15 protein-coding genes and 1 CRISPR repeat array are annotated in these 16,145 nt (G+C 49.6%); of the genes, 13 read left to right on the top strand and 2 right to left on the bottom strand.

All coding sequences use genetic code 11. The features are described from left to right. Positions 1-153: 153 nt before the first annotated feature. From EQU24_RS12185 to cas2 (EQU24_RS12125), 13 genes are all read left to right on the top strand, one after another. Positions 154-684 (top strand): REP-associated tyrosine transposase, encoded by a 531-nt coding sequence (locus tag EQU24_RS12185; RefSeq protein ID WP_017839236.1) that lies wholly within the window; start codon positions 154-156, stop codon positions 682-684. Between the two features lie 177 nt (positions 685-861). Continuing rightward, complete coding sequence (gene csm2, locus EQU24_RS12180; protein ID WP_017839237.1) at positions 862-1,248, top strand: type III-A CRISPR-associated protein Csm2; 387 nt, start codon at positions 862-864, stop codon at positions 1,246-1,248. A gap of 14 nt (positions 1,249-1,262) precedes the next feature. Then, entirely contained in the window at positions 1,263-1,982 is a 720-nt protein-coding gene (gene csm3 / locus EQU24_RS12175) for a type III-A CRISPR-associated RAMP protein Csm3 (RefSeq protein ID WP_026130002.1), read from the top strand. Beyond that, positions 1,982-2,938: a type III-A CRISPR-associated RAMP protein Csm4 gene (gene csm4 / locus EQU24_RS12170; RefSeq protein WP_017839239.1), complete on the top strand. Its 957-nt coding sequence runs from the start codon at positions 1,982-1,984 to the stop codon at positions 2,936-2,938. The genes csm3 and csm4 overlap by 1 nt, the downstream gene beginning before the upstream one ends. Then, positions 2,935-4,581, top strand: coding sequence for an RAMP superfamily CRISPR-associated protein (locus EQU24_RS12165; protein WP_017839240.1), 1,647 nt, complete (start codon positions 2,935-2,937; stop codon positions 4,579-4,581). The genes csm4 and EQU24_RS12165 overlap by 4 nt, the downstream gene beginning before the upstream one ends. Before the next feature lie 194 nt (positions 4,582-4,775). Beyond that, the gene (locus tag EQU24_RS12160) at positions 4,776-6,047 is read left to right on the top strand and encodes a TIGR02710 family CRISPR-associated CARF protein (protein WP_017839241.1); all 1,272 of its coding nucleotides are present in this window, start codon (positions 4,776-4,778) and stop codon (positions 6,045-6,047) included. A gap of 93 nt (positions 6,048-6,140) precedes the next feature. After that, entirely contained in the window at positions 6,141-8,252 is a 2,112-nt protein-coding gene (locus EQU24_RS12155; RefSeq protein ID WP_017839242.1) for a CRISPR-associated ring nuclease, read from the top strand. 418 nt (positions 8,253-8,670) lie between these two features. After that, entirely contained in the window at positions 8,671-9,801 is a 1,131-nt protein-coding gene (locus tag EQU24_RS12150; protein WP_017839243.1) for a Card1-like endonuclease domain-containing protein, read from the top strand. 83 nt (positions 9,802-9,884) lie between these two features. Next, positions 9,885-11,241: a CRISPR direct-repeat array (repeat unit 37 nt; unit sequence ATTTGAATACCAGACCTTATTAAGAAGGGATTAAGAC). Positions 11,242-11,932: 691 nt separating this feature from the next. Then, a complete protein-coding gene (locus EQU24_RS12145) occupies positions 11,933-12,322 on the top strand; it encodes a hypothetical protein (RefSeq protein WP_235726372.1) in 390 nt (129 codons plus the stop codon). 916 nt (positions 12,323-13,238) lie between these two features. Next, positions 13,239-13,523 (top strand): CRISPR-associated endonuclease Cas2, encoded by a 285-nt coding sequence (gene cas2 / locus EQU24_RS12140; protein WP_017839245.1) that lies wholly within the window; start codon positions 13,239-13,241, stop codon positions 13,521-13,523. Positions 13,524-13,526: 3 nt separating this feature from the next. Then, positions 13,527-14,480 carry a CRISPR-associated endonuclease Cas1 gene (cas1, locus tag EQU24_RS12135; protein ID WP_017839246.1) on the top strand — a complete coding sequence of 318 codons (954 nt, stop codon included), beginning with the start codon at positions 13,527-13,529 and terminating at the stop codon, positions 14,478-14,480. A 2-nt stretch (positions 14,481-14,482) separates the two neighbouring features. After that, positions 14,483-15,229 carry a CRISPR-associated endonuclease Cas1 gene (locus EQU24_RS12130; RefSeq protein WP_017839247.1) on the top strand — a complete coding sequence of 249 codons (747 nt, stop codon included), beginning with the start codon at positions 14,483-14,485 and terminating at the stop codon, positions 15,227-15,229. Continuing rightward, a complete protein-coding gene (gene cas2, locus EQU24_RS12125; protein WP_017839248.1) occupies positions 15,229-15,537 on the top strand; it encodes a CRISPR-associated endonuclease Cas2 in 309 nt (102 codons plus the stop codon). The genes EQU24_RS12130 and cas2 (EQU24_RS12125) overlap by 1 nt, the downstream gene beginning before the upstream one ends. An 84-nt stretch (positions 15,538-15,621) precedes the next feature. Here cas2 (EQU24_RS12125) and EQU24_RS23295 read toward each other — a convergent pair whose 3' ends face one another. After that, positions 15,622-15,744, bottom strand: coding sequence for a hypothetical protein (locus tag EQU24_RS23295; RefSeq protein WP_268869765.1), 123 nt, complete (start codon positions 15,742-15,744; stop codon positions 15,622-15,624). Positions 15,745-15,823: 79 nt separating this feature from the next. Beyond that, positions 15,824-16,144, bottom strand: coding sequence for a hypothetical protein (locus EQU24_RS12120; protein ID WP_017839250.1), 321 nt, complete (start codon positions 16,142-16,144; stop codon positions 15,824-15,826). Between the last annotated feature and the right edge of the window lies 1 nt (position 16,145).

Raw genomic sequence — 16,145 nt, 5'->3', positions numbered from 1 at the left:
ACGGAACCGGGCCAGTCGCATTTTCTAACTTGCACAATACTGGAATGGCTTCCGGTTTTCACGCGTCCGGAGACCGTGCAGATACGTCATCGTTCCCACGCTCCGGCGTGGGAATGCATCCGAAGACGCTCCGCGTCGAGATAGGAGAACGCTATGGGAAGAAGCCGCTACAAGATCACGGAACCGGGCCAGTCGCATTTTCTAACTTGCACCATACTGGAATGGCTGCCGGTCTTTACGCGTCCGGAGACCGTGCAGGTACTACTCGATTGCTGGCAATATCAACGCAAAGAGCAAGGCTTGAAACTATACGGTTTCGTCGTACTGGAAAACCATCTGCACTTCGTCGCACAGTCGGAACGCTTGGATAAATGCCTGAACAGCTTCAAATCCTATACGGCACGGAAGATCATCGATTATCTGCAAGAGAATCAAGTCGAACGTATCTTGACCCGGCTTCGTTTCGCGAAACGAGCGCATAAAACGGATAGAGCTTATCAGTTCTGGCAAGAAGGCGCGCATGCCGAGTTGGTACTCAACGAAGCGATGATGAGGCAGAAGCTGGATTACATTCACCATAATCCGGTCAAGCGGGGTTATGTTGCAAAGCCGGAGCATTGGCGTTATTCGAGCGCGGCGAATTATTTTGGCGGTGAGCCTCTGCTGGAGATAGACCCTTGGTGAAGCCGACTGGCTCTGTTCATCGGGACGCGGAGCGTCCCCGGAGGCATTCCCACGCTGGAGCGTGTGAACGATAAGAATCATAAGACATGGCTCCCACGCTCCGGCGTGGGAGCAAGCCCGAGCCGCTCTAGCGGCGCGAAATCAAATTTAAGCGACATTGACAAACAGGAGAACAACATGGATATAAACATCGGTAAACCGGGCGAAAAAATCGACCCGGAATTGTTTAACAGCATAGCCTTGCAGGCAGCCAAGCGTATCGCGGGTGATGATCCCAGAAAAAACGATAATAAACCGACTCAACTGAGAAAGTTCTATGACGAAATCGTGTTATGGGACAGCAAGGTACGCCAAAATCCTGAAAAATTTGATGATTATTTACCCTTTATTCGGATGATCAACGCTAAGGCAGCTTATGCGAGAGGCCGTAAGTTAGTCGATGACAATTTTGTTGACTTGATCCATAAAGGGTTACAACAAGTCATCTGCGCTCAAACCCTGCACACATTCAAATTATTCATGGAAGCCTTCATGGGCTTTTATAAACAAGAACGCCCAAATTGATCGGAGGCAAAAAAATGCAACTTACCAAAATACAAAAACTTACCGGCCAAATCGAATTATTGAGCGGTCTTCATATCGGCAGCGGCAACACCGAAATTCACATTGGCGGCACCGATAATCCGGTTATCAAAAATCCTATTACCCAACAGCCTTATATTCCCGGTTCCAGCATCAAAGGCAAAATGCGTAGCCTCCTGGAATGGCAATTAGGCGTGGTCGGACAAACGGATGGGCAGCCGCTTAGCTTCAAACACTTGAAGAAACTCGATGGCAACGTGCTGGATAAAGCGAAAGCCTTAGTCAAATTGTTCGGAGGCGCGCCCGATGGCGATATTGCTTCGGATCTACTGGCTGAAATTGGCCCGAGCCGGCTATCGTTCTGGGATTGTTCGTTATGCCCGGAGTGGGCGAAAGAAATGGATGACAAAAACCTGCTGCTCACGGAAACCAAAATGGAAAACATGATTGACCGAATCAAAGGCACGGCCGAACATCCTCGCAACACCGAGCGCGTCCCGGCAACCGCCAAATTCGATTTCAATCTGACGATACGCGTCCATGACGATGAAAACTTGCTCGTTACCGTGCTGCAAGGCATGAAATTGTTGGAATTGACCGGCCTGGGCGGTTCCGGATCGCGCGGTTACGGCAAAATCGCCTTTCGAGATTTGCAATTGGAAGGCCGAAACATTCAAACGGAACTCGAACAACTCGATTTAAAAGAGGCCGTCTGATGCAATGCTTTAGTGTGACGCTTACGCCGTTGTCGGCATTCGCGACGCCGCTAAAAGGCGATACCTTGTTCGGTCAACTGTGTTGGGCGATTCGCAACCGGTTCGGTGAAGCAAGCCTGACCGAGCTATTAAACGGTTATACTGAAGGCAGGCCGTTCGCGGTCGCATCCGATGCCTTTCCGCAAGGTTATCTACCGTTACCGAAACTACCGTTTAGCTATTATCGTCCGGTCGACGGAACGGATCGAAAAGCCGTCAAAAAGCGTTGTTGGCTAGCCGAAGCGGAAATCAAAAAACCGGTGTCGGAATGGTTGGGCTTGGCGAAAACGGCGGCGGATATCGCCGGCGACTTCGGTAAGCTGAGCGAAAAACATCCACAGCCGCACAATACCATCGACCGGCGAAGCAATACGACAGGCGAGGGAGGTTTTGCTCCGTATAGCATCGAACAGGAATGGTTCATTCCCGGTCTGCGTTGGCATATCTATGTGCTATTGGATACCGAGCGGTTGAGCGCGGAGGATTATCAAAATTGCCTGACCGATATTGGCGAATTCGGCTTCGGACGCGATGCCAGCATCGGACTTGGTAAATTCAAGCTGGAAGCATTTCAAGCCGCCGAGTTACCTTCTCAAGCCGATGCCAATAGCAGTTTGACGCTCGCGCCATGCGCCCCGCAAGGCTTGGGCTTTGCGCCTGAACGCAGCTATTATCAACTCTTCACCCGATTTGGCAGGCACGGCGATATTGCCGTCCACCAAGAAGGTAAACCGTTTAAAAATCCGATTCTATTGGCGCAAACCGCCGCGATAATGGCTACGAATCCTCCTGCGTCCGGCTTTATCGGCCAAGGCATCGGCGGCAACGGCGAGCTCTCGAAAACGCTGCCCGCCACGGTACATCAAGGCTATGCTCCCGTCATAGCCGTCAATTTTCAAGCCAAGGAATGTTCATGACACATTTTTTGAATCACTACACGCTGAAATACACACCGTTATCGCCCATTCACATTGGCGCCGATGAAAGCTACGAGCCGGGTAATTATGTTATTGACGATGAAGCAGGGGCTTTATACAGTTTCGATAGCCGGGCTGCGCTGGCTGGTTTGAGCGACAGCGACAGACAACAATTATTGGCTATCGTCAACGGCAAGCCCGATGACACGATGCTAACCAAGGTGCAATCTTTCTTTCATAACCATCGGGAGAAACTACTGGCCTTTGCCAAGCCGCCGATTCCAGTTTCAAGCGGGGCAATAAGGCACTATTTAAACAGTGTAGGCAAAACCAAAAACCGTGAAAAAAATGGCCGAGTCATTAACAAACTTGAAATTGAGCGGACCTTTTTCAATTCGGCAAATGGGGTACCAATGTTGCCCGGATCGAGTATTAAAGGAGCTATTAGAACTGCAATGCTGGATTCAATTAATAATGGACAATCGACACGGCATAAAAAACACAAAGATTTACAAGAGGAGCTTTTGGGTGGCAGTTTTCAAACCGACCCGATGCGACTTATATTAATTGGCGACGCAAGTTGGCAAGGCAATGAAAATAAGCCGGCATGTCAAGTGCAATTTGCCGTCAATCGTAAACGTGAACCCGTAGAAATAGATGGCAAATTATTAGACTCAAGTGCCGAGAAAAAAGGGTTATATCAATTAATGGAGTGTATTACTCATGAACATTACCAAGGGTTTTCAGGTTCATTGACGCTCCACATTACCGATTCGATCAATAAATCTGCGCAAAAACTCCCGCTAAAAGATTTGCATTGGTCGATAGGGCAAATTGCACATGCTTGTAATAAGTTTTATAAAACATTGCTCGAACAAGAAATTTCTGACATGAAAAAACGCAATTATCTTGATAAAAGTTGGTTAACTCACGTTGAGCAACTGTTTATCGATCGGTTATTGAAGCGTTTGGATGATGGAGAGGCTTTCTTATTGCGGGTGGGGAAGCATAGTGGTGGTGAGGCATTGACGCTAAATGGTGTTCGCAGCATTAGAATCAATAATCAAAAGAAAAAGCCAGACACCTGGGAAAATCAACCCAAAACCTGGTGGCTTGCCGCCGATGACATCGGCAATCGAACCAATCTGCTGCCATTCGGATGGCTCTTGGTCGAAATCGATCCGAAAACCCCGGATAGTCAACTGCAAAACTGGCTGGAACGAGGCAATCAAGACGTAATCGATTGGCTGCAGCGGCAATCGGCCAAACAAAACGCACTCAAACAACAAGCTGAATTACGGCAACAACAAGAAGAAGCAAGAAAACAGGCCGAACAACAACGCTCAGAGGAAATTCGACTGCAACAAGAAACGGAGCAACAACGTCTCGCAGCGTTAAGCCCGATAGACCGGGAAGTCGAAGAATTCCTAAAACCGTTTCAACAACAAGAACACGACACCCGCTTGTTGCAAGCCTTGGAATCGGACCGATGGCAGGGAGAAGACGCCAAAAGCATTGCTCAAAAAATCAAAGAGTTAATGGTCGATGCAGGCAAATGGCTTCCGGATTTCGAGGGAACGAATAAGCAAAAAATGAAATTGAAACAACGCAGCTTAAAAGTGCTTGCCTATCTACAGGATTGATCTTTATCCTCGTTCCCACGGTCCTCCGTGGGAATGCATACCAATTTTGCTTCGGCAGCCAATGTTTGCGTTCGTAAGGAGGACCGTGGGACCTTGACAGGGACGCTCTAGCGTCCCCGAACCGCAGAGCGGTTCGGGCTGCATTCCCACGCAGAGCGTGGGAACGATGATTCACAACTAAAAATAATCAAACCATGACCCAAATCCTAATCTGCACCGTCGGCGGCAGTCATCAGCCGATCGTAACCGCCATCAACGACTTACGCCCCGACTTCGTTTTGTTCATTTGCACCGACAAAGACCCCGCGACCGGACGGCCCGGTTCCGTCGTGCAAATTACCGGTAGCGGCAATTGCATCAAAGCCGAGCCCAAGGACGACAAACCCAGTCTGCCCAACATTCCGGCACAAACCGGATTGACGCCGGAGCAATACGACCTGTGTACGACTTTATCGGACGACTTGGACCAAATCTACGCCGATTGCAATCGAGCCTTGGACGGATTGGTGCGGCGGTTTCCGAACGCGTCGATCATGGCCGATTACACCGGCGGGACCAAATCGATGAGCGCCGGACTGGTTATGGCGGCGATGGAGCGGCAGGACATCCAATTGCAATTAGTGACCGGCAGCCGGGCCGATTTGATCAAGGTACATGACGGCTCGCAATACGCGGCCTTGGCCAACATCGAACACATCCGTTTCGAACGGCAAATTTCGCCATATCGTCAAGCTTGGAGCCGTTTCGCTTACGGCGAAGCCGAGGCCGGGCTCAAAGACATTAAAGCGCCGGGCAGTGCGCAATTACGCAGTCGTTTCACGCGTTTTCGCGACTTGAGCCGCGCTTTTGCCGAATGGGACAACTTCAACCATCAAACCGCGCTCGATCTGCTGCAAAACTACGCGCCCGGATTGCCGAACGAACTTAGAGCCTATTTGTCGATAGCAATGCGTTTGCGCGACCAACGGCCGGAAAAACGCGAGCCGGCGCAACTGCTCGACTTGTATCTCAATGCCCGACGCCGCGCCGCGCAAGGTCGCTACGACGATGCCGTCGCGCGGGTTTACCGCTTGATCGAATGGACCGCGCAATGGCTGCTGAAATCGCATTGCGGCATCGATACGTCCAACATCGCGAAAGCCGAAATTCCCGCCGGCATGGAGCTGACGGCCAATAGAGAAGGAATCTATCAAGCCGGCTTGTTTCAGGCCTGGCAGTTGGTCAAGGTTAAAACCCAAGGCGCGGCCGCCGAATTTATCAAGGCTGAAGAAAAAAACTTGCTCAATCAAATCAAAAGCCGCAATCAATCGATCCTGGCGCACGGCTTCGAGCCCGTTCAGCAGTCGCATTGGCTGCAACTGGCGGACTGGCTGGAAAGGCTCTTCCTACCGATGCTGCTGATCGAAAGCCGCCGAGTCGGGATCAAAGACATGCCGCCGCAATTGCCGCAAAGTTATGACTTGTAAACTTATCAATAGAAGACTTGGTGGCTGAGCGCAGCTACTGTGGGAGCGACACCCGCACCTTTCACAATAGCGCCTCTCCCAAATGATCAATCAATGAAAAACATCGTACTCATGACCCTTGGCGCCAGTTGGGCCGTGGTTCCCGAAGTTTACGGCTTTTTGGCGCCGGACCGCTTGCCGCTGTATGCCGAACATCCCGACAACGAATCTTTCGAACGACTCCGAAACGAATACGGCTTACAAGTCCCGGACGAAATCTGGCTGTGCACCACGCAAGGCGAAGTCACCCAAAAAAGCCTAAGTTCATTGACCCTATGGAGCCGGCTACTGACAAAACCCATGACATTGCGTATCTGGCAAGCAGCCGATACCGACGAACTGGCCACTCAAGCGGAATGCGAACGGATGCGTGAATTGATCGCTCGCGCCTGTTTGAAAGCACACGCCGAAGCCCGGGGCGGACAAGTCGTCCTATCGCTGGCCGGCGGACGCAAAACGATGAGTGCCGATTTGCAATGGGCGGCGGGTTTATTCGGTTGTCAAGCATTGCTGCATGTGGTCGGCAAAGATTTCAAAGCCATGCCCAAAGCATTACAAGACGCGGCGCCGGAATTGTTTACTCGGCCCTTCGATACGGACTGCTGTCATGCCGTTACACCGCTCATTACCGGCAAAACCCAGCGCAGCGATTTGCTGGATTTGCGCATGGACCGGACTGAAGCCATCGCCACCGAAGCCTTTTCATTGCCGCTACCGCAGTCGGGTTTGTCGGAAGTTTGGGCGGTCGATACGCTATCGTTGGTGCAAGAACTGAAAAAACGCGAACAACACGGCAGCCGCTTGCTAGGCAATTATCTATCCGAACTCGGCCGAAGCGAACATCACGAAAACTGGCGCAGTCTTTACCGGTTGCCGCCGAGAACGATAGAACAGCTTAGAACCGTGCCGCTCGATGCACGACATCTCGATTGGCTGGATATGCTGCCGAAAGCCGACTTGCATCGGCATATCGGCGGCTGTTTGAATCTAAAAGCCCAGCGCCGGGTTGCCGATGCAGTCTGGCAAAACATGACGCAACAGGAACAACAACGAGCGAGAGGCCATTGTCGGCCCTTGCTGCAAAGCATTGAATGGCCTTGGGAATGGCCGGAATCTTTGAAAAACCAAGGCGTTCGCAGTCATAACAGCGCCGCGTTGCTAAGGTATGCCGACGACGAACAACTGCAAAACAACCTCTGGCGTTGTACCGAACCGCGCATCGCATTAACGAGCCGGCATCCGCAAAAATTTGCAGCCTACGAACGGCCCGGCGAACTCACCGGTTCCGCGATATTAAGTCATCCTGCGGCGATCGAACCGTACGCTCAAGCCATCGTCGAACAAGCCGTGCAAGAAGGTCTTGCCTATATCGAATTGCGTGGAAGTCCCCAGAAATATGGCGATGGTCTGGTGTTTCTGGAGTGTTTTTATAGCGCCCTGAAAAAAGCACTGACAAGCTTGCCGGACGGTAAGAAACCGCAATTTCGCTTTATCGTGATCGCAGACCGGCGCGATATTGAAGGAGACCGAACGGCAAGACTGCAAAAAACCATTGAATTGGCAATCACGGCGCAACATCAATGGCCTGATTTTGTGGTCGGACTGGACATGGCCGGCGACGAACAGCAAACTCGGCCCTCGGAAATCGCCGGATTGTTTACGCCGGCATTCGAACAATGCCTACCGATTACTATCCATGCCGGAGAAGGCCAACCTGCCGAATCGATCTGGCAAGCCGCCTATCATTTGCATGCGGATCGGATAGGTCATGGTCTGACATTAAATGACAATCCGCCGCTGGCGCAACGGTTTCGTAATCGTGATATTTGTTTGGAATTGTGCCCGACCTCCAACCGCGAAGTAGTCGGCTTTCAAGACCCGCAATGGCCGGAAAGCGAAGGCTGCAAGCCTTATCCATTAATGGCATTGTGGCGGGAAGGCTTGCCGTTGACGTTATGCACCGACAATCCAGGTATAAGTCTTACTACGCTGAGCCGCGAATATTTAACGGCGGCCAGGATGAGCGAGGGTAAATTAACGCAATGGGACGCTCTTGCGATGATCAAGCAAAGCTTCATTCATGCTTTTTTACCGGGCAAGCAGAAAGAAGCACTGTTAAAGCAATGCGATAGCGAAATATATGAAACACTCAGCCGGCAAGGCTAAGCTGTTGTGGGAGCGATCCCCAGATCGCTCCTCACCTAACGCTAGGTGAGGGGAAGCCCAAAGTCTAAGTTTGTATAAAAACACCGGCTATCAAAACAAACCGGAGTTCGGCAACCCCTTTTGAAAAAGCAAAAAATAAATAAAATTATCGTTCCCACGCTCTGCGTGGGAATGCTTGAGTACCGCTCCAGCGGTACGAGACGCTAGAGCGTCTCAGTCTTCGTTCCCACGCTGGAGCGTGGGAACGATAGTGGGATGTGAATAATTACACAAATTCCAAAATTTTTTGAGTTTAAAAAGCGGGAACACGGCACTTTGCTAAAAGCGGCTTTTTTCGACAACCTAGCTCAAAACCCTATCGGCCCACGGCGGTTGGCCCTAAGCCCAACTGAACAAGAATATCAACCCCAAAAACACCATGAACATCGATACCCATCTCATCCTAATCTCAGCCCAAGCCGTGCCCAACATCACGCCGATACTCGATGAGCAATACCGGCCCCGGAAAGTCATTATGCTGGTCAGCGCCGATATGCGGCAACGCGCCGATTGGTTGGAATCGGTGATCCGAAGCAGGGTAGGCAATATAACTCGTTGGCCGGTCGAAAACGCCTGGGATATCGAACACATTCGCGATCAAGTTGTCGATTTGCTCGCCGTGCATCATGAAAACATCGCGCTCAACGCCACCGGCGGCACCAAACCGATGAGTATTGCAGCCTATGAAGTCTTTCGTGAATTCGATAAGCCGATTTTTTATGTACACCCGGAGTACGACCGAATAATCTGGATGCATCCGGCGGATCAACCTGGCGGGAACCTGGCCGATCGCCTAAAACTGCCGGAGTTTCTAAAAGCCTTCGGTGCCGAAGTGACCGCCCAAGGCGATAAATACGGCGTGCCGCGACGCTTCCGGGAATTGACAAAAACTCTGATCCTAAACGCGGAAACCTACACCGAACCGTTGCGTGTGCTCAATGCTTACGCGGCAAAAGCAAAACCCGCGCTGACAGTTGCACTGGACCCGAAGCATCAAAATTACCGCCAGCTCGAAAATTTGATCGGATTATTCCAAGACCATCGCTTACTCGAATTAAAAAGCGGCCAACTAATCTTTCCCAGCGAGGAAACACGCTTTTACATCAACGGCGGTTGGTTGGAACAACATGTATGGGGCATCTGCCTAAACCTGAAAAAAACTCTAGTATTGCAAGACGTGGGCCGAGGCATCGAGGTCGAACGCAACCACAGGAAGCCGCCTATCAGGAATGAAATGGATATCGCGCTGCTCAAGGACAACCGGCTATACATCATAGAATGCAAAACCCATCACGACAAAAATCCGGTCAACAACAAAAATACCCAGGCATTGTACAAACTCGATAGCCTCAAGGATCTATTGGGAGGGTTACAAGCCCGCGCAATGCTGGTAAGCTACAACCCGCCGAATAAATACGATCTGCAGCGAGCGCACGATCTCGGCATCGCCATTTGCGCGCATCGAAGTTTGGCGCATTTATCGCAAAAATTGACGGAATGGATCAGATGAAAGCAATTAACTTTTCAAAAGCCGAAAATCCCGCCAACCCCCTTTGCAACCCATTGATAACAAAAGGAGAACAGAGGCGAGCTATTTGAATACCAGACCTTATTAAGAAGGGATTAAGACCTATTATTTGTGTGAATAGTTCATTATTAGATATTTGAATACCAGACCTTATTAAGAAGGGATTAAGACAAATCCGGGAAAGATTCGCGCAACAAGTAGATTTGAATACCAGACCTTATTAAGAAGGGATTAAGACATATATATATATATAAAGTTTAGGTTATACATTTGAATACCAGACCTTATTAAGAAGGGATTAAGACATAGCTTGAGCATTGACACCTTTAACAATAATTTGAATACCAGACCTTATTAAGAAGGGATTAAGACCTAAAACAAGCAACAATTTTTCTAGCCCGTCAAATTTGAATACCAGACCTTATTAAGAAGGGATTAAGACTGGTGGTTTCGTTGAAGCTTTTCATGATGTTCAATTTGAATACCAGACCTTATTAAGAAGGGATTAAGACACACGTTGCCGCGCCATGCGTCGAACGGCACAATTTGAATACCAGACCTTATTAAGAAGGGATTAAGACATGATTTCGAGTAACGATGGTTGTCCCACTCATTTGAATACCAGACCTTATTAAGAAGGGATTAAGACGCAATTTCGATTTCAATATCATTGGATGTCATTATTTGAATACCAGACCTTATTAAGAAGGGATTAAGACGTGAGCGATTACACGCCCATTTTTTATTATATCGATTTGAATACCAGACCTTATTAAGAAGGGATTAAGACGAACTGCAAACAGGTGGCAAATCCATTTATTTGAATACCAGACCTTATTAAGAAGGGATTAAGACAATCCGTCCGCCGTAAAGTGGGAAATTACTTTACCATTTGAATACCAGACCTTATTAAGAAGGGATTAAGACGTATTAGATTAAACCTTTACCGTTTATTTTAATAATTTGAATACCAGACCTTATTAAGAAGGGATTAAGACCCTCTTTAATTAATGGTATTAGAAAGCCATCCGTATTTGAATACCAGACCTTATTAAGAAGGGATTAAGACGTCGGCAGGGCCGAGAGCCTGGATTGTTGGGCGATTTGAATACCAGACCTTATTAAGAAGGGATTAAGACGCCACATTAACTTAAGCTTAAGGCTGAAATGATTTGAATACCAGACCTTATTAAGAAGGGATTAAGACTTCTTCCGGGGCCTCGTTGAGGTGGGCGAATGTTATTTGAATACCAGACCTTATTAAGAAGGGATTAAGACTGTAGTCGGGTTTGCTGGACAGGCGGAGTTGATGGATTTGAATACCAGACCTTATTAAGAAGGGATTAAGACTAAGGTTTCTTGCCAGTCTGTCCAAATTTCTTCAAATTTGAATACCAGGCTTTATTAATAAGGGATTAAGACTGCGGTTTTTTTGATTATTTTTATCGTTCCCACGCTCTGCGTGGGAATGCCTGAGTACCGTTCCAGCGGTACGAGACGCTAGAGCGTCTCGGTCTTCATTCCCACGCCGGAGCGTGGGAACGATAAGGGCTGTAAATAATTACTATTAAGAAGGGATTAAGACTTGGATCTCTGTTGATGTTTAGCACGGTTTTGCCTGAGTACCGCTCCAGCGTCTCGGGCTGCATTCCCACGCTGGAGCGTGGGAACGATAGGGGGATGTGAATAATTACGGCTCTTCCGGATTTCCCGTGGTAATTTGAAAGATTAGTGACAAAGCTAATTCTTAATGAATAAATTACATTTAATACCATCTGCTTAAAGAAAATCTTCTTTTTTTATTCGGTGTCGATCCGCTATTACCACGGCAAGTTCGGAAGAGCCATAATTACGAGCAATCTACATAGCAGCAATTCCCCATTTGAGAGTAAAAAAGGGTACGGAGTGCACTTTCATCGTTCCCACGCTCTGCGTGGGAATGCATCCCGCAACGCTCCTGCGTTGCGAATCAGGTTTAACGGAATATAGTCAGGCATCATGGCGCTATGGGTATCTTGACCCTGTTGCTGTAAACAGCGTTGAATTTTCATTGGAACCTCAGCCGCAAGTCTTGAGTCTCAGATGTGCTCTTAACAAAATGAGGTTCACAACAATGAAAACAAAAACAGGAAGAACCCAAAACACTGTGTCGGTAGCATTGGCCGCAGCATTGATCGGCATGGCGCCATTAAGTGCGGAAGCGAGAATGAATGCCGAAACGGAACATCAACCCCAATTCATTTATCAATCCAAATCGATCAATCACAATATATATAGTTATTTAAGCAAACAAGCCGGCGTGGTATCTCTGAAACCGACTCTGATCTATGTCAATAGAGCATACGGGCAAGCCATTCACAGTTATGCGCATGCGGGTGAAGAAACCGAGATTCCGTTGACTATCGAATATGTGAATAAAGCTTATAATCCGGCTATTTACAGTTATGAGGCCGCCGAATTGAAGCAGGAAGTCAATGTACCGCCTACGGTGGTCGTAGATTGATTTTTTTCTGTTGCTTTTCCTTCCTTTAATCCCGCGCTCCGCATTGTTGATGAAACGGCGGAGCGTTTTATTTTTCGTCTGCGCTCTGTGCTATAAATGCTTTTAGGCGTGCCGGTCTAGCGGCGTTTCGCCTCTTTCCGTTAAATTGGATTCGCAACGCTGGAGCGTTGCGGGATGCATTCCAACGCAGAGCGTTGGAACGATAATCGCTTTAGTGGGAGCGATCCCCAGATCGCGATTGTCGAGGCCGGTAATGCCAAAAAACGAATAACGGAATCGAAGACGCAACGCCTAAGCACAGAAATCCAATGAGTTAAACGTTGTAGCCTTCGAAAACGACAACGGTTGTTTGGCGGCAGCGGCTTCGATATCGCGACGAAGGCGTCGCTCCCACAGAGGGTCTAGACTTTTCGATCATTGGTACATCCGTAATTAGGTGTTCCAGGCTAAAGCGTTTTAGTGCGGGAACTCGCGACGCGCCCACCGTTGCTGAATTTATTGCTGAGTATAAAAGCCACATGGTGGGAGCGATCCCCAGATCGCGATTGTCGAGGCCGATAATGCCAAAAATCGAATAACGGAATCGAAGTCGCAATGCCTAAGCACAGAAATCCAATGAGTTAAACGTTGTAGCCTTCGAAAACGACAACGGTTGTTTGGCGGCAGCGGCTTCGATATCGCGACGAAGGCGTCGCTCCCACAGAGGGTTTAGACTTTTCGAGCATTGGTACATCCGTAATTAGGTGTTCCAGGCTAAAGCGTTTTAGTGCGGGAACTCGCGACGCGCCTTGCAAATCCATTCACTATTCACTATTCACTATTCACTATTCACTATTCACCGCTAACCACTCACCCCCAAACCCGGCAAGCTTGCCAAACCCCTTATATCCACAATTTGCCGTTATGCTGTCAAACCATGACAAAACGGCAACTTTATCTCGCGGCTTACGATATTTCCTGCAACAAGCGTTTGCGCAAGGCTTTGTATGTGCTTCGCGCTTATGCGTCCGGCGGGCAGAAGTCGGTGTTCGAATGTTTTTTGACGCCGGCGGAAAAACGTGCGCTGTTGGATGAAGTTGCCGGGGTTATCGATCCTGTGGAAGACCGCTTTATTTTGCTGAAGTTGGTCGGGCCGAAGTCGATTCGTACGCTCGGTAAGGCGGTGTTGCCTCAGGACGGTTCGTTTTTTTATGTGGGGTGAACGATGAGCAGTTTGTATTTGGATAGAAAGGAGTTGGCGGTCAAGCTCGACGGCCAGGCTTTGGCGCTTTATGAAGCAGGTCAAAAGAAAGGGACGGTTCCGTTGCATCTTTTGGATCGCGTAATAGTGAGAGGCAATATTCAATTGGAAAGCCGGGTGTTGGGGGCGTTGACCCAACGCAATATCGGTTTTTTGGTATTGTCGGGGCGGTCTACCGAAGCGACCGCGATGTTGGCGGCTAAGCCGCATGGCGATGCGGTTAGAAGGTTAGGGCAGTACCGGATGAGTTTGAGCGATGAAGCACGGCGTCCGCTGGCGAAGTGGTTGGTATTGGCCAAGTTGCGAGGGCAGCAGCGTTTGTTGCAGGATGCCTTGGCTGCGCGTCCCGATTTGAGAAAGCCTTTGACGGGCGCGCTGAATACCTTGCAAGGTATCGGCGGGACGTTACGCGGCGATGCGTTTGGCGTTTCATTGTCGGAATTGCGGGGTTATGAAGGTAGCGCAGCGGCGGCGTGTTTCGGCGCTTACCGGCATTTGTTCGCAGATTCGCTTAATTTTACCGGCCGTAAGAAGCGTCCGCCGCCGGACCCGGTCAACGCGTGTTTGTCTTTGGGTTATACGCTGCTGCATTACGATGCGGTCAGGGCTTGCCATTGGGTAGGTTTAGACCCGATGCTGGGTTTTTATCACGATGTTAGTTTCGGCCGGGATTCTTTGGCCTGCGATCTGATGGAGCCGTTGCGGCCGTTGATGGATCAATGGGTTTGGCATTTGTTTCGCGAGCGGCGTTTGCGGGCCGAGCATTTCAGCGACGATAAAGGCCGGTGTTTGCTTAATAAAGAAGGCCGACAGCGTTTTTACGGTTTTTACGAGAGCCAAGTCGGTAGCGCCCGGCGTTTGTTGCGCCGTTACGGTTATGCTTTGGCCGACAGGCTGCGGCCGGAAGCGGAGGGTTAAGAATGCGGCCCTTGTATATCGAAGGCAAACCCGGTTGCCGCGTGGTTTTGGACGAGCCGGCGCTCAGAATTTCGGTGCCGGATAAAGCCGACCGGTTGTTTCCGTTGGCGCGGATTTCGCGCGTGGTGTGTTCCGGTTCGGTCGAATGGACGATGGGCGCATTGCTGGCTTGCGCCGATGCCGGTATCGTCGTTTTGATCTTGTCGAAAACCGGCGAGGTCAGGGCGCGTTGGTTGGGCGTCAGCCGGGATAGGCAATTGTTTGCCCAGCGTTTGCTTGATTTATTGTCAATGCCGGACGGCATGCAACGTTATGAAACTTGGCGGGCGGCCATGCAAAAAATGGCGGCTCGCAGTTTTGCCCGGCGCGCGGGATTGCATGATTGGCGGGAAATACCGGTTGCGGATTTGCTTAGCGGTTTGCGCTTGAATTTAATGAACGATTGGCCGAATGTCGTCAATCGAATCGAGTCGTTATTGTATGGCGAAATGACGTTGTTGTTACTAGAGCAGGGATTGGATGTGCAGGATGAATCCGTTCAAGTTAACCGGTTGGATTTAGCCGCCGATTTCAGCCGCTTGTTGCTGTGGGATTTTTATTTGCCGCTGCTGGATATGAAGGGGCGTTCTTCGGCGCTTCCCGGCGAACGCGCCTTGGTCGAGTTGTATCAAGGCCGTTCCGATCGGGTCGGTATCTTGTTTCGGGGCACGGTCAATAAGTTGCACCGGTTTTTGATGGGGGCTTCGTAATGGCGGACAGTTCGGCGGGTTTGTATTTGATTTCTTACGATATTGCCGATCCTAAGCGTTTGTCGAAAACCCATCGGGTTTTGAAAAGGCAGGGTCTGCCGGTGCAGTATTCGGTTTTTATCGTTGTGATGAAGCGGCCTCGTTTGTTGCGCTTGTTACAGGCTCTTGGGCATTTGATCGATGAGCGGGAGGATGATATTCGTTGTTATCGTTTGCCGGAATGCGGCGAAATCAAAACCTTGGGCGTGCAGTTGTTTCCGGAAGATGTGTTGTTGTTTACCGGCGGCGTGAATAGGATTTTGAGTTGATCCGGTCAAAGTTTATCGAGCTTGTGCTGAAATTTGGCTAGCAAAAAATATGCTTGTTTTTTAGCGACTGTGGCCTCGATGTCTTTATTTATTACCCAACATTTGCGACTCCGAAATCGCGACGAAGGCGTCGCTCCCACAGTACTCACGCTCAATGGTATCCATTGTCCGGTTGCCGTTTTTATACGGCAGGTCGTCTATGCTCATAGGCGCCAACTTAAGAAAATAACGCGTCATTCCGCCAGGGGTTGGCGGAATCCAGTGCCACGGATGGCAATGCGTGCTTTCACATCCATGAAACCTGGAAATCGGCAATCCATGCCGAGATGACCAATAATGCCGCTAATGCACCATAGAAGTTGGCGCTTATGTCAGCAATTCCCAGTTTGAGCAGTTTCGCCGATTTTAGGGTGTGGGGTATGCCTGTCGAGGAACGCCGTAAACCCATCCATGGGAGCTTGGCGGCAGCTCCCTGCTGCCGACATCCTCGCCAAGCATACCCCACACCCTTTTTGATCTCCAAATTGGGAATTGCTGCGCTTATGTCGTCTGTGCTTGTGTATAACGACAGGTCCGCTATACTTTCGAGTTTTTGGAAATTAGTCATT

Origin of the sequence: Methylotuvimicrobium buryatense (genome assembly GCF_005931095.1) — a bacterium.
GTDB lineage: Bacteria > Pseudomonadota > Gammaproteobacteria > Methylococcales > Methylomonadaceae > Methylotuvimicrobium > Methylotuvimicrobium buryatense.
This window is presented reverse-complemented; position numbering and strand designations above follow the sequence as displayed.